This is a genomic window from Arthrobacter sp. C2, assembly GCA_024207135.1.
In the GTDB taxonomy this organism is placed as follows: domain Bacteria; phylum Actinomycetota; class Actinomycetes; order Actinomycetales; family Micrococcaceae; genus Paeniglutamicibacter.
Window position 1 is genome coordinate 3,157,294 of the sequence record CP042428.1, and the last position, 23,949, is coordinate 3,181,242.

General features: G+C 68.6%; 25 protein-coding genes. 19 read left to right on the top strand and 6 right to left on the bottom strand.

Translation table 11 applies throughout. From position 1 onward, the window contains the following. The first annotated feature begins 246 nt into the window (after positions 1–246). Both FPY90_RS14650 and pheA read left to right on the top strand, forming a co-directional pair. Positions 247–573 (top strand): rhodanese-like domain-containing protein, encoded by a 327-nt coding sequence (locus tag FPY90_RS14650; protein ID WP_307582151.1) that lies wholly within the window; start codon positions 247–249, stop codon positions 571–573. After that, complete coding sequence (pheA, locus tag FPY90_RS14655; RefSeq protein ID WP_071216256.1) at positions 570–1,499, top strand: prephenate dehydratase; 930 nt, start codon at positions 570–572, stop codon at positions 1,497–1,499. Before FPY90_RS14650 ends, pheA begins: the two co-directional genes overlap by 4 nt. 49 nt (positions 1,500–1,548) lie before the next feature. Here pheA and FPY90_RS14660 read toward each other — a convergent pair whose 3' ends face one another. After that, complete coding sequence (locus tag FPY90_RS14660; protein WP_071216257.1) at positions 1,549–2,592, bottom strand: diacylglycerol/lipid kinase family protein; 1,044 nt, start codon at positions 2,590–2,592, stop codon at positions 1,549–1,551. 38 nt (positions 2,593–2,630) lie between these two features. Between FPY90_RS14660 and serS the strand changes: the two genes are divergently transcribed. The 3 genes from serS to FPY90_RS14675 all read left to right on the top strand — a co-directional run bounded on the left by serS (position 2,631) and on the right by FPY90_RS14675 (position 5,793). Further along, a complete protein-coding gene (serS, locus tag FPY90_RS14665; RefSeq protein ID WP_498681782.1) occupies positions 2,631–3,917 on the top strand; it encodes a serine--tRNA ligase in 1,287 nt (428 codons plus the stop codon). Positions 3,918–4,103: 186 nt separating this feature from the next. Beyond that, positions 4,104–4,958: an HAD family hydrolase gene (locus FPY90_RS14670; protein WP_071216259.1), complete on the top strand. Its 855-nt coding sequence runs from the start codon at positions 4,104–4,106 to the stop codon at positions 4,956–4,958. 403 nt (positions 4,959–5,361) lie between these two features. After that, the gene (locus tag FPY90_RS14675) at positions 5,362–5,793 is read left to right on the top strand and encodes a hypothetical protein (RefSeq protein ID WP_071216260.1); all 432 of its coding nucleotides are present in this window, start codon (positions 5,362–5,364) and stop codon (positions 5,791–5,793) included. Positions 5,794–5,817: 24 nt separating this feature from the next. On the opposite strand, the gene FPY90_RS14680 is transcribed toward FPY90_RS14675, so the two are convergent. The 5 genes from FPY90_RS14680 to FPY90_RS14700 all read right to left on the bottom strand — a co-directional run bounded on the left by FPY90_RS14680 (position 5,818) and on the right by FPY90_RS14700 (position 10,245). Next, a complete protein-coding gene (locus FPY90_RS14680; protein WP_071216261.1) occupies positions 5,818–6,234 on the bottom strand; it encodes a DUF1761 domain-containing protein in 417 nt (138 codons plus the stop codon). 121 nt (positions 6,235–6,355) lie between these two features. Further along, positions 6,356–6,970, bottom strand: coding sequence for a hypothetical protein (locus tag FPY90_RS14685; protein WP_071216262.1), 615 nt, complete (start codon positions 6,968–6,970; stop codon positions 6,356–6,358). Positions 6,971–7,058: 88 nt separating this feature from the next. Continuing rightward, entirely contained in the window at positions 7,059–7,742 is a 684-nt protein-coding gene (gene yczE, locus FPY90_RS14690) for a membrane protein YczE (protein ID WP_071216263.1), read from the bottom strand. A gap of 105 nt (positions 7,743–7,847) precedes the next feature. Continuing rightward, complete coding sequence (locus FPY90_RS14695) at positions 7,848–9,596, bottom strand: HNH endonuclease signature motif containing protein (protein WP_498681784.1); 1,749 nt, start codon at positions 9,594–9,596, stop codon at positions 7,848–7,850. A gap of 163 nt (positions 9,597–9,759) precedes the next feature. Further along, a complete protein-coding gene (locus tag FPY90_RS14700; RefSeq protein WP_071216265.1) occupies positions 9,760–10,245 on the bottom strand; it encodes an inorganic diphosphatase in 486 nt (161 codons plus the stop codon). A gap of 131 nt (positions 10,246–10,376) precedes the next feature. On the opposite strand from FPY90_RS14700, the gene dacB reads away from it, so the two are divergent. The 14 genes from dacB to panC all read left to right on the top strand — a co-directional run bounded on the left by dacB (position 10,377) and on the right by panC (position 23,939). After that, positions 10,377–11,801, top strand: coding sequence for a D-alanyl-D-alanine carboxypeptidase/D-alanyl-D-alanine endopeptidase (dacB, locus tag FPY90_RS14705; RefSeq protein ID WP_498681785.1), 1,425 nt, complete (start codon positions 10,377–10,379; stop codon positions 11,799–11,801). A 91-nt stretch (positions 11,802–11,892) separates the two neighbouring features. After that, positions 11,893–13,059, top strand: a complete 1,167-nt coding sequence (locus FPY90_RS14710) for a zinc-dependent metalloprotease (protein ID WP_498681787.1) — start codon at positions 11,893–11,895, stop codon at positions 13,057–13,059. Positions 13,060–13,089: 30 nt separating this feature from the next. Then, on the top strand, positions 13,090–14,118 hold the full coding sequence (tilS, locus tag FPY90_RS14715) for a tRNA lysidine(34) synthetase TilS (RefSeq protein ID WP_498681788.1): 1,029 nt from the start codon (positions 13,090–13,092) through the stop codon (positions 14,116–14,118). 157 nt (positions 14,119–14,275) lie between these two features. After that, entirely contained in the window at positions 14,276–14,827 is a 552-nt protein-coding gene (hpt, locus tag FPY90_RS14720) for a hypoxanthine phosphoribosyltransferase (RefSeq protein ID WP_071216269.1), read from the top strand. Between the two features lie 243 nt (positions 14,828–15,070). Beyond that, positions 15,071–17,050 carry an ATP-dependent zinc metalloprotease FtsH gene (ftsH, locus tag FPY90_RS14725; RefSeq protein WP_498681790.1) on the top strand — a complete coding sequence of 660 codons (1,980 nt, stop codon included), beginning with the start codon at positions 15,071–15,073 and terminating at the stop codon, positions 17,048–17,050. An 88-nt stretch (positions 17,051–17,138) separates the two neighbouring features. Then, a complete protein-coding gene (gene folE / locus FPY90_RS14730; RefSeq protein ID WP_498685601.1) occupies positions 17,139–17,693 on the top strand; it encodes a GTP cyclohydrolase I FolE in 555 nt (184 codons plus the stop codon). Positions 17,694–17,701: 8 nt separating this feature from the next. Further along, positions 17,702–18,619, top strand: a complete 918-nt coding sequence (folP, locus tag FPY90_RS14735; protein WP_071216272.1) for a dihydropteroate synthase — start codon at positions 17,702–17,704, stop codon at positions 18,617–18,619. Positions 18,620–18,639: 20 nt separating this feature from the next. Next, the gene (gene folB / locus FPY90_RS14740) at positions 18,640–19,008 is read left to right on the top strand and encodes a dihydroneopterin aldolase (protein WP_071216273.1); all 369 of its coding nucleotides are present in this window, start codon (positions 18,640–18,642) and stop codon (positions 19,006–19,008) included. Positions 19,009–19,013: 5 nt separating this feature from the next. After that, on the top strand, positions 19,014–19,505 hold the full coding sequence (gene folK / locus FPY90_RS14745; RefSeq protein WP_071216274.1) for a 2-amino-4-hydroxy-6-hydroxymethyldihydropteridine diphosphokinase: 492 nt from the start codon (positions 19,014–19,016) through the stop codon (positions 19,503–19,505). A gap of 4 nt (positions 19,506–19,509) precedes the next feature. Continuing rightward, a complete protein-coding gene (locus FPY90_RS14750) occupies positions 19,510–20,010 on the top strand; it encodes a DUF3180 domain-containing protein (RefSeq protein WP_071216275.1) in 501 nt (166 codons plus the stop codon). Continuing rightward, a complete protein-coding gene (locus FPY90_RS14755) occupies positions 19,991–20,503 on the top strand; it encodes a PH domain-containing protein (protein ID WP_071216276.1) in 513 nt (170 codons plus the stop codon). The genes FPY90_RS14750 and FPY90_RS14755 overlap by 20 nt, the downstream gene beginning before the upstream one ends. Beyond that, complete coding sequence (locus FPY90_RS14760; protein WP_498681795.1) at positions 20,500–22,074, top strand: PH domain-containing protein; 1,575 nt, start codon at positions 20,500–20,502, stop codon at positions 22,072–22,074. Before FPY90_RS14755 ends, FPY90_RS14760 begins: the two co-directional genes overlap by 4 nt. Then, positions 22,071–22,958: a Rossmann-like and DUF2520 domain-containing protein gene (locus tag FPY90_RS14765; RefSeq protein WP_071216277.1), complete on the top strand. Its 888-nt coding sequence runs from the start codon at positions 22,071–22,073 to the stop codon at positions 22,956–22,958. The genes FPY90_RS14760 and FPY90_RS14765 overlap by 4 nt, the downstream gene beginning before the upstream one ends. A 42-nt stretch (positions 22,959–23,000) precedes the next feature. Continuing rightward, complete coding sequence (panC, locus tag FPY90_RS14770) at positions 23,001–23,939, top strand: pantoate--beta-alanine ligase (RefSeq protein WP_071216278.1); 939 nt, start codon at positions 23,001–23,003, stop codon at positions 23,937–23,939. The last annotated feature ends 10 nt before the right edge of the window (positions 23,940–23,949 follow it).

Here is a 23,949-nt window from a genome sequence, read left to right on the forward strand (position 1 = left end):
TGGACTCCTTTGCAAGCATGTGGCCACCGGTGGCGCCCGCCATTGGGCATTGCCTGTGGGAGGAAGCGGGCTTGGGCCTGACTTGAGACTAGTACGGGTTGGGTGTTGCGGTCCCGTTGCGCCCGTTTGCCCCGGTGAAACGTCCCGCTCGAGGGGCGCAACATCCGCTTCACCGAGGCGGTGGCCGAACACCCCCGGGCGCTAGGCTGGATGCCAACAGGGAATCGGGCGAGCCAAGGGAGAGCCATGAGTGATTTTGAAACGGTTTCAGTAGACCAGGTGCCTGCCGGCGCACTGATCCTGGATGTTCGCGAAGAGTACGAATGGTCCGAGGGGCACGCCGCCGGGGCCATCCACATTCCGCTGGGCGAGCTTCCGGTCCGCTACGAGGAACTCGACCCGGACGAAGACACCTACATCATTTGCCGCACCGGCGGACGCTCGGCGCAGGCCGCCGCGTGGCTGGTCTCGCTGGGCTACACCGCGTTCAACATCGCGGGCGGGTCCGGGGCCTGGCTGGAAGCCGGGCTGGCACTCAAGAGCGAAAACGGCCAGGAGCCCAACGTCCGATGATCTATACCTATTTGGGTCCCGCGGGGACCTTCACCGAGGCCGCCCTGCTGCAGGTTCCCGACGCGAGGGATTCCAAGCGCATCCCGGCAGCGAACGTGAATGCCGCCCTGGAGATGGTCCGCACCGGGGAGGCCGACGCGGCCATGGTCCCGATCGAGAATTCGGTCGAGGGCGGGGTCACCACCACGCTCGATGCCATCGCCACCGGCGAGGCCCTGCAAATCATGCGCGAGGCCCTGGTGACCATCACCTTCGTGCTGGCCGTGCGCCAGAACATCGATTCCATCGAGCAGATCCGCACCGTGTCCACCCACGGGCACGCTTGGGCGCAATGCCGCAATTGGGCCGAATCAAACATTCCGCAAGCGGAATTCGTCCCGGCATCCTCGACCGCTGCCGGCGCCCTGGGGTTGCTGGACGACGAGACCACCCACGACGCGGCGATCTGCTCGCCGCTGGTCGCCGAGGAACGCGGGCTGAAGATCCTGCGCACCGGCATCGAGGACAACGCCGGCGCCGTCACCCGTTTCGTGCTGGTGACCCGCCCGGGCCCGATCCCGGCACCGACCGGCGTGGACAAGAGCACCGTCATCCTGCCGCTGGCAGAGGACCGACCGGGCGCCCTGATGGACATCCTGGAACAGTTCGTGGTGCGCGGGGTGAACCTCAGCCGCATCGAGTCGCGTCCCACCGGCGAGGGCATGGGAAAGTACTTCTTCTCCGTGGACGTCGACGGGCACCTGGCCCAGCAACGCGTGGCTGACGCACTGACCGGCCTGCACCGGGTCTGCCCCGACCTGCGCTTCCTGGGGTCCTACCCGGCGGCCCAGGGCCTGTCCTCCTCCGTGGATGCGCACAACTCCGACGACGCGTTCTCCAAGGCGCAGCAGTGGGTTTCCGGGCTCAAGTCCCGCCTGGCAAACTAGCGGCAGCAACAGGGCCGGGCACCGCCGCGAGACCGGATCTCCGGCGGTGTCAGGCCAGCCGGATCTTCAGCGACGCGGGCTTCACCGAAACGCTCAATCCGTTTACGAGCCCCGTGCCGTCGCCGTCGATCTGCGTGTTCATGGGTTCGTGGCACCTCAATGTCAAAGAGGCACTGGGGTAGAAGCCCATCACCGGGATGGCCCCGCGTGCCCTGAAGGCCGTCTTGAGGAAGATCCAGCCCCAGCCGGCGGCGCTGCGCGGGCTGAGCACCACCACGTCCAGCACGCCGTCGTCGATCTTGGCCTCCGGAACCAGGTCCAGGCCCTGCAGCTTCCCGCAGTTGGCGAAGAGCACCGAGCGCACGCTACGCGTCTGCTCGTTTCCGCCGTCCAGCGCGATCGAGATCTTCTTGCGCTTGCCCGGCAGGTGCCGGAAACCGGCCTCCGAGTACGCCAGCCAGCCGACCTTGGCCTTGAGCTCCTCGTTGGTGTCGTCCATGACGTCGGCATCCGTGCCGATCCCGGCGATCACCAGGAACGCGTGTTCGCTGCTGCTCCCGTCAACGTGGTTCAGGGTGACCGAGCCGGTGTCGATGGTGCGCACCGGGCCGCGGACGGCCCCGAAGGCGGCGGTGCCGATGTCCTCGAGGGGCACCTCGACGTTGCGGGCCAGCAGGTTCCCGGTGCCCAGCGGAATCAGCCCGAGGGTTGCCTCGGTGCCGCGCAGGACCTCCGCCACGGCGCGGACCGTTCCGTCCCCGCCCGCGGCGATGACCACATCGCATCCGGCCTCCAGCGCCTGGCGTGCGGCCCCCTGGCCCGGATCCTCCACCGTGGACTCCAGCACCAAAGGCTCCACCAAGCCCGCCTCGGCACACACGTGCTGAACCGCGGAGATTGCTTCATCGGTGCCTGACTTGGAAGGATTCACCACCAGCGCGACCTTGAGCGCCGAGGTGGCGACGCCGACCACGGGCGCCAGGGAGGCCGGCCGGTTGCGGTCGACAAGCCGGCGCACGGAGAGCCAGCTAATCGTTGCGGCCGTGCCCGCGGCACCGGCGCTGATCAGGGCAAAGAGTCGATTGCGTTGCATAGTCTCCCCAGACTAACGGGCATTGCTAGGCTTAGGGCGTGATCGACGTAAAACTACTCAGTGAAAATCCAGATACCTTCCGCGCTTCGCAGCGCGCCCGCGGGGCGGATGAGTCCCTGATTGATGCGATTTTGGCCGCCGATTCGGCGCGCCGCGAGTCGATTGCATCCTTTGAGGCGCTGCGTGCCCAACAGAATGCCTTCAGCAAGAGGGTCGGAGCGGCCAAGGGCGAGGAAAAGCAGGCCCTGCTCACCGAGGTCAAGGAGCTCTCGCAGAACGTGAAGGCCGCCCAGGCGGCCTCCGACGAGGCAGCCGCGGCCTACAGCGCGCTGCAGCGCTCCATCCCCAACCTGATCCTGGATGGCGTGCCATCCGGCGGCGAGGACGACTTCACCGTCGTCAAGCACGTGGGCACCCCGCGCGATTTCGCCGCCGAGGGCTTCGAACCGCGCGACCACCTCGAGCTCGGCGAATTGCTCGGCGCGATCGACATGGAACGCGGCGCCAAGGTTTCGGGCTCGCGCTTCTACTTCCTCAAGGGCGTCGGCGCCCGGCTGGAAATCGCGCTCATGAACATGGCCCTGGACCTGGCCCTGCAAAAAGACTTCATCCCGATGATCACCCCGACCCTGGTCCGCCCCGAGACCATGAAGGGCACCGGCTTCGACGTCGAGCACGACGACGAGATCTACAAGCTCGAGCGCGACGACCTGTACCTGGTGGGCACCTCCGAGGTGGCCCTGGCCGGTTACCACGCCAACGAGATCCTTGACCTGTCGGCCGGACCGACCCGCTACGCCGGCTGGTCCTCCTGCTACCGCCGAGAGGCCGGTTCCGCGGGCAAGGACACCCGCGGCATCATCCGCGTGCACCAGTTCAACAAGCTCGAGATGTTCGTCTACTGCTCCCCGGAGGAATCCGAGGCCGAACACGCCAAGCTCCTGGCCCTGGAAGAGGAAATGCTCGCCAAGGTCGAGCTGCCTTACCGCGTCATCGACACCGCGGCCGGGGACCTGGGCATGAGCGCGGCACGCAAGTTCGACTGCGAGGCCTGGGTCCCGACCCAGGACGCGTACCGCGAGCTGACCTCCACCTCCAACTGCACCACCTTCCAGGCCCGCCGCCTGAACATCCGCGAACGCGAAACCGGCGCCGACGGCAAGCCGGGCAAGACCCGCTCGGTGGCAACGCTCAACGGCACCCTGGCGACCACGCGCTGGATTGTCGCGATCCTGGAGCACCACCAGAACGCCGACGGCACCGTGAACGTGCCGGTGGCGCTGCGCCCGTACCTGGGTGGCATGGAAGTGCTTCCCGTCCTGTAGGACACCGCGCCACGTGCGCCGGAAGAACCCGAAGGGGGATGCGGACGATGCCGCATCCCCCTTCGGCGTTTGGTGCGCATTCCCGCCCCGGCGGCACCGCGGGTTCGGGGGAGGTTCACCCATCGTTCAGGACACATTGTGGGTTGGCTCATGTCGGGAACCGGAATTTGATGCTTCACTGGATGAATGACAGTTATGACAAGAACCGGCATCGAAGACCGGTCAGAAGCAACCGAAACCTACATGATCTGCCTTGACGTCGACGGCACCCTGGTCAACCACGACGGGGAAATGAGCCAAGCGGTCAAGGACGCGGCGCGCGCCATCGTCGCGGCGGGCCACGAGGTCGTTATTTCCACCGGCCGTTCGCTCGGGGCGACCCTGCCGGTCATCCAGATGCTCGGCATCGAAAGCGGCTACGCGGTGTGCTGCAACGGCGGGGTGACCGCCCGCATCGACTTGTCCCTGGAGGACGGCTACGAGGTCGTCGAACGCAAGACCTTCGACCCGGCCCCCGCCCTGCGCGCGCTGGTCAAGGCGATGCCCACCGCCAAGTACGCACTGGAAGACGACCAGGGGCAATTCCTTTCCACCGAACGCTTCCAGGATGCCAGCTTCGGCGTTGTCGCCACCCCGGTGCCGCTCGATGCGATGCTCGCGGCCACCGCGGTGCGCCTGGTGGTCTTCTCCACCGACTCGACCGCCGAGGAATTCGGCGAGGCAGTCGGCGCCATGGGCCTGTCCGGTGTCACCTACTCCGTGGGCTGGACCGCCTGGCTGGACATCGCCGCCGAGGGCGTCACCAAGGCCAGCGGCCTTGAGGTGCTGCGCGAGAAGCACGGGTTCGACATCGGGGCAACCATTGCCGTGGGCGATGGCCGCAACGACATCGAGATGCTCGCCTGGGCAGGCCGCGGCGTGGCCATGGGCCAGGCCCCGGACGAGGTCAAGGCCGTGGCCGACGAGATTGCCGCGGGTGTGGACGACGACGGGCTGGCAACGGTGCTGCAGGAGATCCTGGGCGAGGCCGTCCGCGCCTGAGCACGCCCGGCCAACAGCCGCACCGACGGATCGTCGCCCGCGCCGGGGAATCCTCCCCGCCTGCGAGCGGCGATCCGCCGCGTTAACGGCCCCGCAGTTCCCCGGCTCCGGCGGAACACCTCCCAAGTGCCCTGTCCACGGCGGCAGTGCAGGAGACGCACCGGCCTCGGGAAGGAAAAGCCCGGGTGCCGACCGGAAATCGCCAGGGCCCCTTGGTGCAGGCGGAATTCTTTGGGGAAAGAAGCCGCCGATATTTTATCCAATCGGTGTTTTTGCCGAGCGGGTTCCGGGCCTTGCGTTCGGCGGCCCGTCGCACGTCTCGTGCGCCCGGGATGCCCGCCCGTCGCGCGGCACACAACGGCGCCGACCGCCCCGGGCGATTCGACTGGCTATGCTTAAACCCATGAAACGCGCCGGAACCCTTGCCCTGTCCCTGCTCGGTGCCGCGGCGCTGCTGGCCGGGTGCACCTCCCCGGACGTCATCTGCAACACCGGGGAGCCGAGCATCGAGGACGCCATGGACCATCTGGTGGCCTCCACGCTGGCCGGGGACCAGGTCGAGGTCTGCCGGGTGACCACCACGGGCGGGACCGACACCGTCGGGGAGCAATTCGATCGACTGGCGGCGCAGCTGAAGGACCTGGGGGTCGCGGCCGATTTCACGGTGAAGCCCGTGCCGGATTCGACCATGGGGCAGTGGTCCGAACTGACCCTGAGCACGCCCAGCCACCCGGAAGGGGAACGCTTCGACGTGTTCGAGCGCGGCGGGAAGTACACGATCGGGTGGCTCGAGTTCGAGCAGGACCCGCTGCCGTCCCCGTCCGCGACGAAGTAGCGTTGCCTTCCGGCTCTGCCGATCTCAGATGGCGAAGAGGCCGATGACCACGCCCATCACCAGGAATGTCACCAGCTCGTGGAGGCAGTTCAACGCGGTCAGCCCCACGGGCCGGCCCTCGAAGGCGTCGTGGGTGATGAAGCGTGCGGCGGTGAACCCGCCCCAGAGGATTAGTGCTGTCAGCAGCGCGTTGGTGAGGTAGGACCCGCCATAGAAGTCAAAGGACAGGTACGTCGCCCCGGCCAGGACCCAGGCGCTGATGAAGCTGACGACGAGGGTCACCAGGATCGGGACGACGGCGCTCTTGCCGCTGCCGGGAGTCACCTTGGCCACCCGCATCCAATAGTTGCCGAAAACCTTCGGGGTGTACCAGATGCTGCCGACCACCATGGTCGAAATCGTGGCCACAATTACGGCGATCCAATTAATTTCCGGAACCATCGTTTGCTCCTCGTGCCATCGTGCGGGGCCGTGTCACCGGTCCCGGCGTGCGGGTCATCAGTATCGCCGATACTACGGCCAGAACCACTGGTTGACTAGGGAACCGGGGATTCCCGGCGGGCTAGGTCCCGGCCGGGGCGTCGGGGGTTTCGCTCCAATGCAGCAACCGGGCGGCCGCGGGCCGCGCCGCCCACTCCTCGACCCATGCCGAGCGGACCACTGCCTTGGAAACGGCCTGGGCGCTGATGCCCAGCTCGGCGGCGACATGCTTTTGCTGGCCGCGCACCCCCGGGGTGAGCAGGTCGAGCACGGCCCACTCGGCGGCGCTGCGGGTGCTGACAATCTGCCCGAGCAGGCGCAGCACCGCCTCGGCCTCGCCGGCGATGGCCGCCTCGGGGCCGACGACACTCAGTGGTATCCGTTCCCCGGTGTGCTCGGAACGCTCCACGGCCGTGTGCGCATAACCCAGCGCGGTGCCCTGGAGGTATTGCGCCTCGCGGGGCACCGGTTCGTACAGGCTGCCCACGCCGAGGCCGACCACCCAGTGGTGGCTGCGCAGCGCCCTCAGCACCGCGTCAACCGCGTCCTCGGCACGCTCGGGGACCCCGACCAGCACGGCGGGGCCGGAGCGCTGGAACGGCGCAAGCGTCGGGACGTGCGAGAGGGTGCGCAGCATTTCATCGCCGAGGTCGCCGTCGGCGCGTCGATCGCGTTGTTTAAGGGTTACGACATACACATTCCCAATTATGCAGCGAAACCCGGCGTTCGTCTGGATGAACGCGGGTTTCCATGCGGCCGCGAGGTGGCCGCCGGCGGTTGCGGTGCTACGGGGCGGTTGTGGGGACTTCCGCTGCGGGAGCCTGCGTGCGGAGCTCGATGATGCAGAAGCGCAGGAAAAGCTGGGTGACCGGTCCAATGGCCACGGCGTACAGGACGGTTCCGAATCCGACGATGCCGCCCAGCAGCCAGCCAATGGCCAGCACGATGACCTCGACGCCGGTGCGCGCCACGCGCAGGCTGATTCCGGTGCGCGCATGCAGTCCCGTCATCAATCCGTCGCGCGGGCCCGGGCCAAGTTGGCTGCCGATGTACAGCCCGCCCCCGAGTCCGTTCACCAGCAGTGCGCCGATGAACATGGCCAGTTGTGCGGGCAGGCCATGGGCCTCGGGAATGAACGCCAACCCGATGTCGGCAGCGATGCCAAGCCAGATGACGTTGGCGATGGTGCCCAGGCCGGGCATCTGCCGCAACGGGATCCAGAGCAGCAGCACGATGAACCCGAAGATGATCACCACGGTGCCCAGGCTGAGCCCGGTGTGCAGGGTGACGCCGTAGTGGAGCACGTCCCACGGGGCCAGCCCGAGACCCGAACGGACGAATCCGGCCATCGCCACGCCAAACAACGTGAGACCCACAAAGAGCTGGATGAGGCGCAGCGGAAGCCGTCCGGCCCTCAACTGCGCGAGCGGGGTCAACTGGGCAAGTTCACGTTGGGCTGGCTTGGTCATGCATCCAGCATGTCGCACAACCTGCGAGTGGGAAAATTTCCCGTCATGATGTGGCCTGCGGCACCGAATCGAGGGTCTTGGGCGGCCTTTCGGGGCCGCGTTTTCCTAGAAGAGGGTGGTTTGGTTTTGCGGCCAGTAGGAGTTGCGGCGTGGGATCTGCTCGGGGTCCAAGTGCCTGGGCAAAAGGACGTGGGGGAGCCCGTTGTGGATCAGCAGTTGCAGCAGGCCGTTGTCGGCCATGTGGTGGTGGCAGGTGCATCCGGGGGTCAGCCCGGCGACGCTGGTGCCTCCGCCGGCCGCCCAGCCATCGATGTGGCACATCTCCAGGTGTTCGGGCGGGACGCTGCAGCCGGGGTAGAAGCAGCCGCCGTCGCGGGCCAGCACGGCGCGCCGGATGGTGTCGTTGGCCAGCCGCATTTCCCGCCCGACGTCGAGGACCTCGCTTTGCCCGCCCAGCACGATCGGGATGGCGCCGTCGGTGGCCAGTCGCCGGCGGATCTCGCCAATGGGGATTTCCAGTCCGTTGGCGCTCCAGCCGTTGCCCTTGGCAAGGCCCAGGAGGGTTTCGAGGCGGCAGTGGATGACCAGCTGGGCGGTGGGCAGCCCGGTGGTGCCCCGGGGCAAGGCGCCCTGCGGTGCCCGCATGAGGTTGAGCAGCAGCTGGAGGTGTCGCTGGGCCGTGGTGAGTCCGTCCGGTCCGAGTCCCGGAGGGGAGCCGGGGTCCGGGTCCGGGAATGTTTCGGCGTTTCCGGGGCGGGTGAACCAATCCGGGCCGCCCGGGGGAGCCATGGCGGTGCCCGGTTCGGGCCCGGGTGCCTGGCCGGTGCCATCCGTGGTGGTTCCGGGGTTTCCCGCGCCGTTTCCGGTGGCTGCGGCGGTGGTGTCGGGGTTCCCGGTGCCGTTCCCGGCGGTGGGGGACATGCCGGTGGCCGAGGCGGTGAGCCCCTGGCGGTTGCCGGCCAGGGTCCGGGGATTGTCGGCGGCGGCGAAGTGGGAGAGGAAGACCTCGGCGTCGGCGTTGCGCATGCAGGCGGACATGTAGGTGTAGTGCCGGGTGCGTTTGGTGACGGTGATGCCGGTCCGTTCGCGGATTTCCGCCGGCGACGGGGGCTGCCCGGCGTCGGGGGAGTCGTCGAGTTCATCGCCGATGCCCGCCAGCAGCCGGCTGGTGTCCTTCGGGATGCCGGCGGCCACGGAACCGGCGACCTGCTCCTCGATCCGGGCGGCGAGGTCCCCGGGGGAGAGCTGGCGGGCGATGGCGTGGGAAAGCGTGTCGAGCCGGCGGGCCGCGGAGGCGACCGGTCCCAGGCGTGAGGCCCCGGTCTCCAGCGTCTCGGCGAGCCTGGGGTAGCGCGGTCCGCTGGGGTTGCCGTGGACATCGGTGCCCGGCAGCAGGCAGTTGGCGGCGTGCAGGCGGTGCAGGGCCAGTGTGCGGGGGATGCGCAGGTCGTGTTCCAGGAATCCGGCGGTGTCCTGGAACGGCATGATGCCGGTCGGGGCGGTGGCCGGGTCCGCGGGCAGTTCCCGGTTCCCGGCGATGAACGCGGATGGGTCGGCGGCGATGGCGCGTACTTCGTCCAGGGACTCGGGCCCCAGGTCCTGGACCAGGGTGCGTTGGGCGGCGCGGGCGGCGCGAAGCTGGGTGATTTCGCCTCGCTGGTGGGCGCGTTCGACGGTGTGGGCGAGCAGCGCTGCCTGGGCGGGGGAGGTGGTCTCGGCGGCCAGTTCGGCGGCGAGGGCCGCGGTCCGCAACTCCAGGGCTGCCAGCAGGCGCAGCTTGTCGACCGGCGACACTGGGTGTCCCGGCTCGCCACCGGTGGTGGTGAGGGCGTCGATAAGCTGGCGTGTTTCCATGGCACCAGTGTGCGCCGCGGGGACGGCGGGGCGCGGAAGGGTGCCGGGGACCTGTGGAGGCAGGTCCGGACAGCATGTGCGGGAAAGCAAAAAGGTTGGATCCGAACATCGCGCCGGTGGCGCAACTTTCGGACCCAACCTTTGGGCGATTGCCCCGGAGCGGTTAGGCCTGGGCCTTGAAGCGCTCGATCGAACGCTCGAGCTCGGCCTCGGCCGCTGCGCGGCCCTCCCAGCCCTCGGCCTTGACCCACTTGCCCGGCTCCAGGTCCTTGTAGCGCAGGAAGAAGTGCTCGATTTCCTTGATGAGCCAGCCGTCGAGGTCCTCGAATTCCTGGATGTGGTCGAAGCGCTTGTCGGCCGGGACGCACACGAGCTTGGCGTCTCCGCCGCCGTCGTCGGTCATGTTGAACACGGCGATCGGGCGGGACTCCACCACGACGCCCGGGAACAGGTCCACGCCCGGGATGAAGACCAGTGCGTCCAGCGGGTCGCCGTCTTCGCCCAGGGTGTCATCGAAGAAACCGTAGTGCGTCGGGTACTGCATGGAGGTGAAGAGAACACGATCCAGGCGCAGGCGGTGGGTCTCGTGGTCGATCTCGTACTTCACGCGCGATCCGGCTGGGATCTCGATGGTGACGTCATGGCTCATGAAAGGTCTCCTCGCTTTCGTGACCAGTGGCACGTCCGGAAGCGGGCGCATCCGATTGCCGTCTAGTCTTAGGTAACTGCGCTTAAGGGTATATGGCGCACGGGGACTACGACGATTTCTAAGGATGCCGGATGAAACAAGCGCTCCAATTCCTGCGCCTGGGTATTGCGGTGTTGGTTGCCGGCCTGGTAATGGGCCTGGTGGCATTCTTTGTCGTCCCGGTGGCGTTCCCCGGCGCCGCTGCGGAGCCGGCTCCGGAACCACAGAAACCCGCTCTGCTGGCCGCCGCCGACCCCACGGCACTGCCGCACCTTGACCCCGCGGCCCCGGCCCCGAACCCGGCGGCCCTGAAAACCGTCTTGGATGCCGCGCTGTCCTCCGGCGGGGACGGCACCACTGTCACCGCGAGCGTCATCGACGTGGCCGGCGGCGAGGAACTGTATTCGCGCTCCGGAGGGCAGCCGGGCATCCCGGCCTCGAGCCTGAAGGTGCTCACGGCCATCGCGGCCACCCAGGACATCGGCGAGGACCACCGCTTCACCACCACGGCGATGCTCAAGGACCCGAACACCGTGGTGCTGGTCGGCGGGGGAGACGTGCTGCTGGGGGCCGGGGGCGACTCGGAGTCCATCAGCGGCCGGGCCGGGCTGGGAACGCTGGCACAACGCACGGCCACCGCGCTGCGCAAGGCCCGTGCCGCTGGCCAGGCGGGAGAGACGGTGCGCGTCGAGCTGGACGAGTCGCTCTTTGCCGGTGCGGCGCTGAACCCCGACTGGGACGCCTCGTTGGTGACCACGCACAACATCTCCCCGATCTCGCCGATCGCCATGTACGGGGCCCGCGCCACCCGGGATGCGAACGCGCCACGGGTGGCCGATCCGGGCATGCATGCCGCAACGGTGTTTGCCAAGGAGCTTCGGGCGGCCGTGGCCGCGGCCGGGGGCGGGATGCAGGTTGCCGCCGAGGTGGTGCGGGCCGAGCCCGGAACCCCGGGCACCGAGCTGGCGTCGGTGGCCTCGGCGACCGTCGGGGAGCAGGTGCGGTTCATGCTGGAGGTCTCGGACAACTACGTCGCCGAGGTGCTGGGGCGGCTGGTGGCCGTAGCCCAGGAGCAGCCCGGGGACTATTCCCACGGGGCGGCCGCCGTGGCGCAAACCATCGCCGGGCTGGGCATCGACACCACCGGCATGCACCTGGTGGACACCTCCGGGCTGGCCGGGGCTACCCGGGTCACCCCGCTGACCCTGGCCCGCGCCCTGGAATACGCCGCCACCTCCGAGCACGCCGCACTGCGCAACCTCAGCTACCGGCTGCCGGTCGCCGGTGCCACCGGCACCCTGGCCTCGCGGCTGGGTTCCGGCGGCACCCGCGGGGTGGTGCGCGCCAAGACCGGATCGCTCATGGAGGTCTCCAGCCTCAGCGGGCTCACCGTGACCCGGGATGGGCGGGTGCTGGCCTTTTCCTTCTTCGTGCACACCAACGACCGGACCATCGCGCCGCACAAGGGCCTGCTCGATGCGGCCGCGGCGGCGCTGACCGGCTGCGGCTGCCGCTGAGCCCTCCAACCCGGCCCGCCGCCGGGCCAGGGATTTTTTGCCTAGCGCGCAATCCCGCCGCACGGGCCAAAAGCGTGATGGGATGGAAAGCATGGACACCACCGATTTCCGGCTGATCAATTGGGACCTCGCCGCCACCACCGCGGCCAAGCTGGTTGGCGCCGGCCCGGTCCTCACCCCCGCACAGATTGCCGAGGTCGTCGCGGACCTGCGCGCCAAGGCCGACGAATCGGTCGGGCACGTGCACCGGATCACCGGCCTGGCGGCCGCCGCAGACCTGCGCGATTCGCAGGTGCTCATCGTCGATCGGCCCGGCTGGGCCAAGGCGAACACCCAAAGCTTCGAGGCGATGCTGGCCCCGGCCATGGAGCACCTGGCCAAGACGCGCGGGGAGAAGATTTCCGAGGCCACCCAGGTGCTCTCCGCCACCGCGACCGGCGTGGAGATGGGCGCGATCCTGGCCTTCATGTCCTCCAAGGTCCTGGGCCAGTACGACCCCTTCGCGGGGCTGCTGCGCGATGACCTGCCGGCCGGCGGGCGGCTGATGCTGGTGGCGCCGAACATCGTGGCGATCGAACGGGAACTGAAGGTCGATGTCGACGACTTCCGGCTCTGGGTCACCCTGCACGAGCAGACCCACCGGGTGCAATTCGCCGCGGCCCCGTGGCTGCGGGCGCACCTGCAGTCCAAGATCGCAGAGCTGTTGGCCTCGCTGCTGGCCGAACCCGAGGCGCTGGGCGAGCGGCTGCGCGCCGCCGCCTCCGAGGTCATCCGCGGGAAGAAGGCGCTGGAAAAGACGGCCGACACGAAAGAAGCGGCCGACGACTTCGCCTCCGGGGGCGGGTTGCTGGCCGGCCTGCGCACCGGGGAGCAAAAGGCGATCCTCTCGCACATCACCGCGGTGATGTCGCTGCTCGAGGGCCACGCCAACGTGGTGATGGACGCGGTGGATTCCTCCATCGTGCCCAGCGTGCGCACCATCCGCCAGCGCTTCGGCTCCCGCGGCAAGGACCGTTCGGCGCTGGAAAAATGGCTGCGCAAGCTGCTGGGGCTGGATGCGAAGATGCGCCAGTACGCCGACGGGCAGCGCTTCGTCACCCGGGCCGTGAAGCTCATGGGCATGGAGGGCTTCAACAAGGTCTGGGAGGGTCCGGAAAACCTTCCCACCGAGCACGAGGTGCACCACCCGGAGCAGTGGGTGGCGCGCATGGAAGGCCCCGGCACCGCTGCCGGAACCGAAACACCCCACAACAACTAGGAACAACCCCTCCGAAGGAGAGGCAGGTCGATGGGCGGGAAGCTGCCGCGCGTGCTGGCCGATGCCCGCAACGCGATCCGTGCCATGGTGCCCCGGGGTGCAAGCGTGCTGGTGGCCTGCAGTGGCGGGGCGGACTCGCTGGCGCTGGCCGCAGCGGCCGCGTTCCTGCACCGCAAGGGCGAGATCCGCGCCGGTGCCCTCATCGTGGACCATGGCATGCAGGAAGGCAGCGACCGTGTGGCGCTGCGGGCCGCGGACCAGTGCCGCGCCCTGGGCCTGGACCCGGTGCTGGTGCTCGAGGTCCGGGTGACAGGCGGCAGCGAGCAAGCGGCCCGTTCCTCCCGCTATGCGGCCTTCGAGCAAGGCCTGAGGCAGGCCGGGGCCGACCATGTGCTGCTCGGCCATACCCTCGACGACCAGGCAGAACAGGTGCTGCTCGGATTGGGGAGGGGATCCGGGACGCTCTCGCTGGCCGGGATGCCGGCGGCCCGCGGCCCCTACCTGCGCCCGCTGCTGTCCCTGTCCCGGACGGACATCGAGGAGATCTGCCGGCACGAGGGCCTCGCCTACTGGGAAGACCCGACCAACACCGATCCGCGCTACCTGCGCAACCGGGTGCGGCACGAGCTGATGCCGGTGCTGCGGGAGGTGCTGGGCGACTCCATTCCCGCCGCGTTGGCGCGCACCGCGGCGCTGGCGCGCGCCGACGCGCAGTACCTCGACGGGCTGGCACAAACCGCGCTGGACGATGCCGCGCTGCCGGTCGCCGACGACAGACCCGCTGCGGTGCTCACGTTGGACCTCGAGCGCCTGCGCGCGTTGCCCGGTCCCCTGCGCTCGCGCGCACTGCGCCTGGCCGTGGCACGCCTGGGCGCACCGGTGCCCGACTTCGAACGCCTGGCCGCGCTTGATGCCCTGGTGTGCGGCTCGGTCTCGGCCGGCCCCGTCCAGCTCGAGGGCCCGGTGTACGCCACCCGCGTCGCCGGGACCCGGCTCCCGGCCGGCGCCCGGGCGCACCTGCGGCTGGATGCCACGGCCCTGCCGCACCCCGGATCGTGAGAATTGCCTCACATTCGCGGGTTCCCCTGCCGCCAAGACGCGGCAAGACCCAGGTGCCGCACTCCCCACCGCGCTCCAGACTGTGGCACTCTAGACCGTGGGTAGAAACGCCCTCCCCTCGACCGGTCTATTGCCGACCCCAGAACCAGGAGCCCTCGTGGATTCGAAAGATGTCAGCGCCGATTTGGCGCATGTCCTCTACACCAAGGAAGAAATCCAGGCCAAGATCAATGAGCTTGCCGCCCGGATCGACGCCGACTACGAAGGCCGGGACATCCTGGTTGTCGGCGTGCTCAAGGGTGCCGTGATGGTCATGGCCGACCTGGTCCGTGCCCTGCACTCCCACGTGACCATGGACTGGATGGCGGTTTCCTCCTACGGTTCGGGCACCCAGTCCTCTGGCGTCGTGCGGATCCTCAAGGACCTCGACACCGACCTGCTGGGCAAGCACGTGCTGATCGTCGAGGACATCATCGACTCCGGCCTGACCCTGTCCTGGCTGCTGGCCAACCTGCAGTCCCGCGGCCCCGCCTCGGTGGAAATCTGCACCCTGCTGCGCAAGCCGGAGGCCGCCAAGGTGGAGATCGACGTGAAATACGTCGGCATGGAGATCCCCAACGAATTCGTCGTCGGCTACGGCCTGGACTTCGACGAGCGTTACCGCAACCTGGACTTCATCGGGACCCTGGCCCCGCACGTCTACCAGTAGCGGGCAGCACCCCAGCCTTCCGCCGCAGCACGCACCAAAATGCGGTGCGCCATGGCCGTTTCCGGATCCCCGGGGGCGGCCATCGGTGTTCTTACGCCCAAAGGGGAACTTATCGCCTGGCCCATCCGTGGGTACCGAAGAGGGCGTTTACTTATTAACGTGTAGCAAGATACCGGCGTCGCCCAAGACGCCCGGGCCGGCATGGGCCCGAAAGCAGGAGGGATGGGGAGGGACCCCCAATCAATGAACGCGAAAAAGATCTTTAACAGCTGGATCGTCTGGGTGCTGCTGGGTGCCGCGGTGCTGCTGATTTTCCTGCCGACGCTCTTGGGCGGCAACTCCGGGCGCATCGACACCTCCCTGGGCATGCAATTGCTCAAGGACGACAAGGTCTCCGAGGCGAAGATCTTCGACGGCGAGCAGCGCGTGGACCTCACGCTGAAGCAGCCGCTGAACGTCGACGGCGCGGACAAGGGAAAGAACGTCTCGTTCTTCTACTCCATCCCGCGCGGAACCCAGGTCGTTGACGCGGTCAACGACGCCAACCTGACCGGCTACACCGACCAGCCCGTGCAGAACAACTGGTTCACCTCGATGCTGGGCTTCATGATCCCGATGATCCTGATCGTCGGCCTGTTCTGGTTCATCCTGTCCCGTTCCCAGGGCGGCGGATCCAAGGTCATGCAGTTCGGCAAGTCCAAGGCGAAGCTGATCACCAAGGACATGCCCCAGGTGACCTTCGTCGACGTGGCCGGTGCCGAGGAAGCCGTGGAGGAACTCCACGAAATCAAGGAATTCCTGCGTGAACCGGGCAAGTTCCAGGCCGTCGGCGCCAAGATCCCCAAGGGCGTGCTGCTTTACGGCCCTCCGGGCACCGGCAAGACCCTGCTGGCCAAGGCCGTCGCCGGCGAGGCGGGCGTCCCGTTCTACTCGATCTCCGGCTCGGACTTCGTGGAGATGTTCGTCGGCGTCGGCGCCTCGCGTGTCCGCGACCTGTTCGAGCAGGCCAAGAACAACTCCCCGGCCATCATCTTCGTTGACGAAATCGATGCGGTGGGCCGCCACCGCGGCGCCGGCATCGGCGGCGGCAACGACGAGCGCGAGCAGACCCTCAACCAGCTTTTGGTCGAGATGGACGGCTTCGACGCCACCACCAACGTCATCCTGATCGCCGCGACCAACCGCGCCGACGTCCTTGACCCGGCGCTGCTGCGCCCGGGCCGCTTCGACCGCCAGATCCCGGTGGAGGCACCGGACATGATCGGCCGCGAGCAGATCCTCAAGGTCCACGCGCAGGGCAAGCCGATGGCCACCAACGTGGACCTGAAGGCCGTGGCGAAAAAGACGCCGGGTTACACCGGCGCCGACCTGGCCAACGTGCTCAACGAGGCCGCGCTGCTCACCGCCCGCTCCAACGCCCAGCTGATCGACGACCGCGCCCTGGACGAGGCCATCGACCGCGTCATGGCCGGGCCGCAGAAGCGCAGCCGGTTGATGAAGGAACACGAGCGCAAGATCACCGCATACCACGAGGGCGGACACGCCCTGGTCGCCGCGGCCATGCGCCAGACCGCGCCGGTCACCAAGGTCACCATCCTGCCCCGCGGCCGCGCCCTGGGCTACACCATGGTGGTGCCCGACGACGACAAGTACTCGGTGACCCGCAACGAACTGCTCGACCAGATGGCCTACGCCATGGGCGGGCGCGTGGCCGAGGAAATTGTCTTCCACGACCCGTCCACCGGCGCCTCCAACGACATCGAGAAGGCCACCGCCACGGCCCGCAAGATGGTCACCGACTACGGCATGAGTGAGCGCGTGGGCGCCGTGAAGCTGGGCTCTTCCTCCGGGGATGCCATGTACGGGCAGCCCTCCAGCCGCGACTACTCCGACGCCATGGCCAACGTGGTCGACGAGGAGGTCCGCGCGCTGATCGACACCGCGCACGACGAGGCCTACGCCGCGCTGACGGAGAACCGCCACGTGCTCGACCGCCTGGCGCTGGCCCTGCTGGAGCACGAAACGCTGAACCAGAAGGAGATCGAGGAAATCTTCCACGACCTCACCAAGCGCCCCGAGCGCGAGGTCTGGCTGAGCAAGGACTCCCGCCCGGTGCACGCTGCCGGACCGGTGCTGTCGGCGAGGGAAATCGCCTCCGAAGCGGCCGAAAACGACGCTGCGGAAGCAGCCGACGGCACCTCGGGCGCTCCGGCCGGCGCGTAACCCAACGCACACACCAGCTAGGATCGGAAGCGTGAACGAGATCGATCAATTTGAAGACGACAGCGCCCAGGGCGCCGGCGGCGTGGACATGGTCCGCATCGAAAAGGCCGTGCGGGAGATCCTCTACGCCATCGGCGAGGACCCGGACCGCGACGGCCTGCTGGAAACGCCCAAGCGCGTGGCCAAGGCCTACGGCGAGTTCTTCGCCGGCCTGCACCAGGACCCGGCCGACCACCTGGCCACCACCTTCGACATCGAGCATGACGAATTGGTGCTGGTGAAGGACATCCCCTTCTATTCGACCTGCGAACACCACCTGGTGCCGTTCCACGGCGCCGCCCACGTCGGCTACATCCCCGGCCCCGAGGGCAAGGTCACGGGGCTGAGCAAGCTGGCCCGCCTGGTGGAGGTCTTCGCCAAGCGCCCGCAGGTCCAGGAGCGGTTGACCACCCAGATCGTCGAGGCGCTCATGGAGCACCTGAACCCGCGCGGGGCGATGGTCGTCATCGAGTGCGAACACATGTGCATGTCCATGCGGGGCGTCCGCAAGCCGGGCGCCAAGACCGTCACCAGCGCGGTGCGTGGCCAGCTTCGCGAGCCCGCCACCCGCGCCGAGGCCATGAGCCTCATTCTCGGAAAGTAGGAAACCCCATGTCGCTTGGAGCGATCCCCGGAACCGGACCGGCCACCAGCCCGCTGCCGGTCATCAAGAAATCAACGGCTCGCACCATGGCCGACCTGCCCGTTGGCCGCACCCTGGTCATGGGCATCCTGAACATCACCGAGGATTCCTTTTCCGACGGAGGCAAGTACGCCACCGCGGACGAGGCCATCGGCCACGGACTGCGCATGTACTACGGCGGGGCCGACATCATCGACGTCGGCGGGGAGTCCACCCGCCCCGGTGCCGAGCCGGTGGACCCGGCCGTGGAACAGGCCCGGATCCTTCCGGTCATCACGGCGCTGGCCAAGGCCGGGGCGATCATCTCGGTCGACACCATGCACACCTCCACCGCCCGGGCGGCCCTGACGGCCGGCGCGCACATCGTCAACGACGTCTCCGGGCTCACCCACGAGGCAGACATGCCCGCGCTGATCGCCGAAACCGGTGCCCCCTACGTGCTGATGCACCGTCGCGGGGACGCCGCCTCGATGACCACCGAGGCGAACTACACCGACGTCGTGTCCGAGGTCATCGATGAACTGCTCGCGCTGCGCGAGACGTTCCTTGCCGCCGGGGTCGCCGCCGAGCAGCTGATCCTGGATCCGGGGCTCGGCTTCGCCAAGGACCACGAACACAACTGGGAGCTGCTGCGCGCCCTGGACCGCTTCACCGCCCTGGGCCACCGCGTCCTGGTGGGCACCAGCCGCAAGCGCTTCATCGGTGCGCTGCTGACCGTCGATTCCAAGCCCGCGGTGCCCACGGCCCGCGATGCCGCCACCGCGGCAACCAGCGCCCTGGCGGCGGCCAACGGAGCCTGGGGGGTGCGCGTGCACGACGTGCCCGGCAACCTGGATGCCGTCAAGGTCGCGACCGCCTGGTCCGCGGCCCGCGTCCCGGCACTCTAGGAAACGGGCGGGGCAGCAGCATGCGCACGGACACCATCACCCTGTCGGGCATCACCGCGATCGGGCACCACGGCGTTTTCGAGCACGAGAAGCGCGACGGGCAGCCCTTCACCCTCGACGTCGTCCTGCACACCGACATCCGCAAGGCCGCGGCCAGCGACAACGTCGCGGACACCGCGCACTACGGGGAACTCGGCGAACTGGTGGTGGCCCAGATCCAAGACGGGCCCTGGGACCTGATCGAGACGCTGGCGGAGAAGACCGCCGCGGCGATCCTGGCGTCCTTCGGCACCGTCACCGGGGTGGAGGTCATCGTGCACAAGCCCAAGGCCCCGATCACCGTGACCTTTTCCGACGTCACGATCCACATTTACCGCGAACGGGAGTGAACCAGATGGTTTCCTGCATCCTTGCCCTGGGTTCCAACCTGGGCGAACGTGCCGGAACGCTGCAGGCCGCCGTCGCCTCCCTGGCCGCCACCGCGGGCATCGAGCTGGTGCGCGTCTCTGACACCGCGGTGACCAGGCCCGTGGGCGGGCCCGAGGGGCAACCCGACTTCCTGAACCTGGTGCTGCGCATCGAAACCACGCTGGCCCCGCGCCAGCTGCTGGCCGCCTGCCAGCAGATCGAGTCGGACCACCACCGCACCCGCGAGGTCCGCTGGGGTCCGCGCACCCTGGACATCGACGTGATCACCTACGGGGAAGAAACCAGCTCGGACCCGGTGCTGACCTTGCCGCACCCGCGGGCCGCGGAACGCGGCTTCGTGCTGCTGCCGTGGTCCTGGATGGAACCGGACGCGCAGCTGTCCGGGATCCCGGTCACCACGCTTGCCGCCGCCGCGGCCGACACCCCCGGCATCGTCCGCGTCGAAGCGGGGGCCTAGGGCCATGAATTCCTTGCGGCCGTTGTGGGTCTTCACCGTGCTGGTCATCGGGGTGGTTGCCGGCTATGCCCTGCAGATCATTGCCACGACCCGCGGCTATCCGGTGCCGGTGCTGCACTGGACCTCCCTGGTGACCATGGGGGCCGCCTGCCTGCTCACCCTGGTCATGGGCATCCGCATCAAGCTGTTCACCAGCGGGCGGACCAAGAAACGCGTGAACCCGATTGCCGCGGCCCGGACCCTGGTGCTGGCGCAGGCCAGCGTGTATGCCGGTTCCACGATTGCCGGATGGCACGCCGGGATCCTGCTGGGCCTGCTCACGGCGGGCGGAATGGGGTCCGCGGCGGTGAAATCATCCTTGGTGATGATCGGTGGCGCGCTGGTGATGGTTATCGTGGGATGGGTTGTGGAACAGTTCTGCAAGCTGCCCCCGGAAGATCCATCGGACCCGGCGGCCAAGACCAAGGGCAAGGACGAGGAAGGCTATGCGGCAGGAACCAATTGACCCGGCCGGGATCCAATGGACACGCGTGTCCCCCAGCTACGCCAAGGTCCGCATGGTGGGTTGGGCCATTGGCGCGTTGATCACGCTGCTGGTGCTCAGCGTCCCGCTGGTCCTGGTGCTGACCGGGGTGTGGGACGGCTTCCCGCTGTGGCTGGCGATCGCCGCCCCCGCGGTGGTGGTGGCCGTCGAGGTCATCCGCCTGGTGCTGATCCCCCGCCAGGTCGCCGCGATCGGCTACGCCGAGCGCGAGGACGACCTGCTGGTGCGCCACGGTCTGATGTTCCAGAAGGTGCTGGTGGTCCCCTACGGCCGGATGCAGTTCGTCGATGTGGCCGTGGGCCCGATCGACCGGATGCTGGGGCTGTGCAAGGTCAAGCTGCACACCGCGGCGGCCGATGCCACCGCGGAGATCCCCGGCTTGCCGGTGGCCGAGGGCACGCGCCTGCGCGAGCAGCTTGCGGCCCGCGGGGAATCGCGATTGGCCGGGCTGTGACTCCCGGGCGGGCCGTGCCGGTCCCCGGTCCAGGGGAAACCGAGGGGCAGGGCACCCCGGCGGCGCCGTGGCACCGCGTGCACCCGGTCTCCCCGCTGGTGCGCGGCTGGATCGCGGTGGTGGCCATCGCCTTCGTCTACGGCCAGAACACCTTGTCCTCCTTCTTCGGCGAGGAGGAACCGAACCCCGGGCCCGATTTCATTTCCGGGACCCCGCTGATGGTTTCGCTGCTGGTCGGCGCCGGCATCCTGCTGCTGATCCTGCTGGGCTTCTTCGGCACCTGGTGGTTCACCAAGTACCAGATCACCGATCGCCACGTCAACGTGAACACCGGCATGGTCTTCCGCCAGCAGCGACAGGCCCGCATCGACCGGGTCCAGTCGATCGACATCGCCCAGCCGTTGGTGGCCCGGATCTTCGGGCTTGCCGAGCTGCGCTTCGACGTTGCGGACTCGGGCTCCGCCGCGATGAACCTGGCCTTTGTGAAACTCTCCGAGGCGCACCAGCTGCGCAACGAGATCCTGGCCCGCGCCGCCGGGCTGAAGACGCCCGCGCCGCCGGCGCCCGCGCTTCCCGTGCAGCCGGATGCGGCCCAGATCGCGGGGCAGTCGCCGGATCCGACGGCACCGCAGGAAGCGGCCCCCGGGGCCCCGGCACCGGGATACGCCTCGGTTTCCGCCTCGCTGGCCGCCAGCGAGCGCGTGGTCGCCGTGGTGCCCACGGGCCGGCTCATCGGGTCCATCCTGTTGCGCCCCTCGACCATCTTGATGGTGCTGCTGATCATCGGGCTGGGCATCGCCATGTCCGCCATCGAGGGGTTCGCCCCCTTCTACCTGCTGCCGGCCCTCCTGGGCATGGCCGGCGCGCTGTGGAACAACCTGAACACCGGATACAACTTCAAGGCCGCCACCAGCGCGGACGGGCTGCGCCTGAGCTACGGGCTGCTGGACACCCGACACCAGACGGTGCCGCCGGGCCGGGTCCAGGCCATCAAGGTCACCGCCCCCTTCTTCTGGCGGCCGCTGGGCTGGTACCGAGTCGCGGTGAACGTCGCGGGCATCGGCGGCGGGGCGGCCAACGACGCCGAGCAACGCAGCGTGCTGCTGCCGGTGGGCAGCTACGAGGACGTCCTGGCGGTGCTCTCGGTGGTGCTTCCGGCCCCGGGCGTTGCCGCTCCGCGCGATTTCTTTGCCGCCGCCATCAACGGCTCCGGCACCGAGGGCGGGTTCGTCGTGTCCCCGCCGCGGGTCCGCCCGCTCTCGCCGCTGGCATACAAGCGGCAGGGCTACGCGCTGACCGACACCGCACTGGTGGCGCGCAACGGGGCGCTTCACCGCACCATCGCCATCGTGCCGCACGCCCGCACCCAGGGCCTGAGGCTGAGCCAGGGTCCGTTGGCCAGGCGCTTCGGGGTGGTTGACCTGTCCCTGGCCACGATCGCCGGGCCCGTGGTGCCGCTGGTGCACCAGCTCGATGTCGCCTCGGGCCGGGAACTGTTCCTGGAACAGGCCGACCGCGCCGCGGCGGCACGCAGGCAAACCGATTCAAACCACTGGCTGGGGGACGCATGAGAAGCACGGGCAAGCCGGGACGGCTGGGGGTCGGGGTCATTGGCGCGGGCAAGGTCGGCGCCGTGCTGGGCGCAGCGCTGCGTGCAGCCGAGCACCAGATCGTTGGCGTCCATGCGGTTTCCGACGCCTCGCTCGAGCGCGCGGAAATGCTGCTGCCCGGCGTGCCGGTGCTGCAAATCCCCGAGATCCTGCGCCGTGCCGAACTGGTCATCCTGGCGGTTCCCGACGATGCGCTGGCGGATTTGGTCTCCGGACTGGCCGTGGCCGGACACTGGCAGGCCGGACAGCTGGTGCTGCACACCGCCGGGCGCTATGGCACCGAGGTCTTGGCCCCGGCCACGGCGGCCGGCGCCATCGGGCTGGCCGTGCACCCGGCCATGACCTTCACCGGGATGAGCATGGACCTGGAGCGGCTGGCCGACTGCGTCTTCGGGGTCAGCGCCTCGAACATGGTCCTGCCCATCGCCCAGGCGCTCGTGGTGGAAATGGGCGGGGAACCGGTGGTGATCGCCGAGGATGACCGGGTGAAATACCATGCCGCCCTGTCCCACGCCTCGAACCACCTGGTGACCGTGGCCGGGCAATCGGCCGGGATCCTGGCCGGCATCGGCGTCGAACAACCCGAGCGGATGCTCTCGGCGCTCATGCGCGCCTCGCTGGAAAATGCGCTGGCCTCCGGGGAAGGCGCCTTGACCGGGCCGGTGGCCCGCGGGGACGTGCACACCATTGCCGCGCACCGCGCCGCGCTCTCGGACCCCTCGATCGCCGAGGACACCCGGGAGGGATACCTGGCGATGAGCCGGGCAACCGCGCTGCGCGCCCACGCCCGCGGCCTGATCAGCAGCCAAACCCTCGAAGGGATCCTGGCCGCGCTGGGAAAGTAGGACCGACGGCCACCGGCCACGACGTCCCAAAGCTAAGCTGGGATGGTGAGCACACCAGCAAATTCCGCCAGCCGCGCCCCCCGCATTGTCCGTACCGCCGCCGAGCTCTCGGCGGCCATTGCCCAGGCGCTCGAAGCGCCGGCCTCGGGAAACCGCCCGGCGACCCTGGGGCTGGTGCCCACCATGGGGGCCCTGCATTCGGGGCACGAATCGCTGGTGTCCACCGCCCGGGAGCAAAACGACGTGCTGGTGGTCAGCATCTTCGTCAACGAGCTGCAGTTCAATGACCGGGCCGACTTCGACCGCTACCCGCGCACCCTGGAGGCCGACGTCGAGATCCTGGCCCGGGCCGGTGCCGACATCGTCTTTGCCCCCGAGGTGTCGACGGTCTATCCCGACGGCCGTCCGCTGGTCAAGCTCGATTCCGGGGCCCTGGGCGAGAAGTTCGAGGGCGCTTCGCGTCCCGGCCACTTCGACGGGATGCTTGCGGTGGTCGCCAAGCTGCTGCACTTCTGTATGCCGCCGGCCTCGTTGGGGGTCCCCGTTGCCTACCGTGCCTACTTCGGACAGAAGGATGCCCAGCAGCTGGTGCTGATCAACCGCATGGTGGCGGACCTGAACTTCCCGGTCGAGATCCGCTCGGTGCCGATCATCCGCAGCGCCGAGGGCCTGGCGCTTTCCAGCAGGAACCAGTTCCTCAGCAAGGAGCAGGCGGAGGCGGCCCTGGTGATCCACCGGGCGCTGAATCTGGTCAAGCGGCGGGCCGACCGCCATGAACCGCTGTACCTGGAGGACGCCGCGGGGCTCTTCGAGATGGAACCGCTGGTGGAGCTGGACTACTTCGAACTTGTCGACCCGCGCACCTTGCAGGAGTTGGCCTTCAACTGCCAGGACACCCCGTTCACCGGGGAAGGCTTGCTGCTGGTTGCGGCGAAGGTCGGCGAAGTCCGGTTGATCGACAACATGCCGCTGGGCTACTGAGCACCAAGAA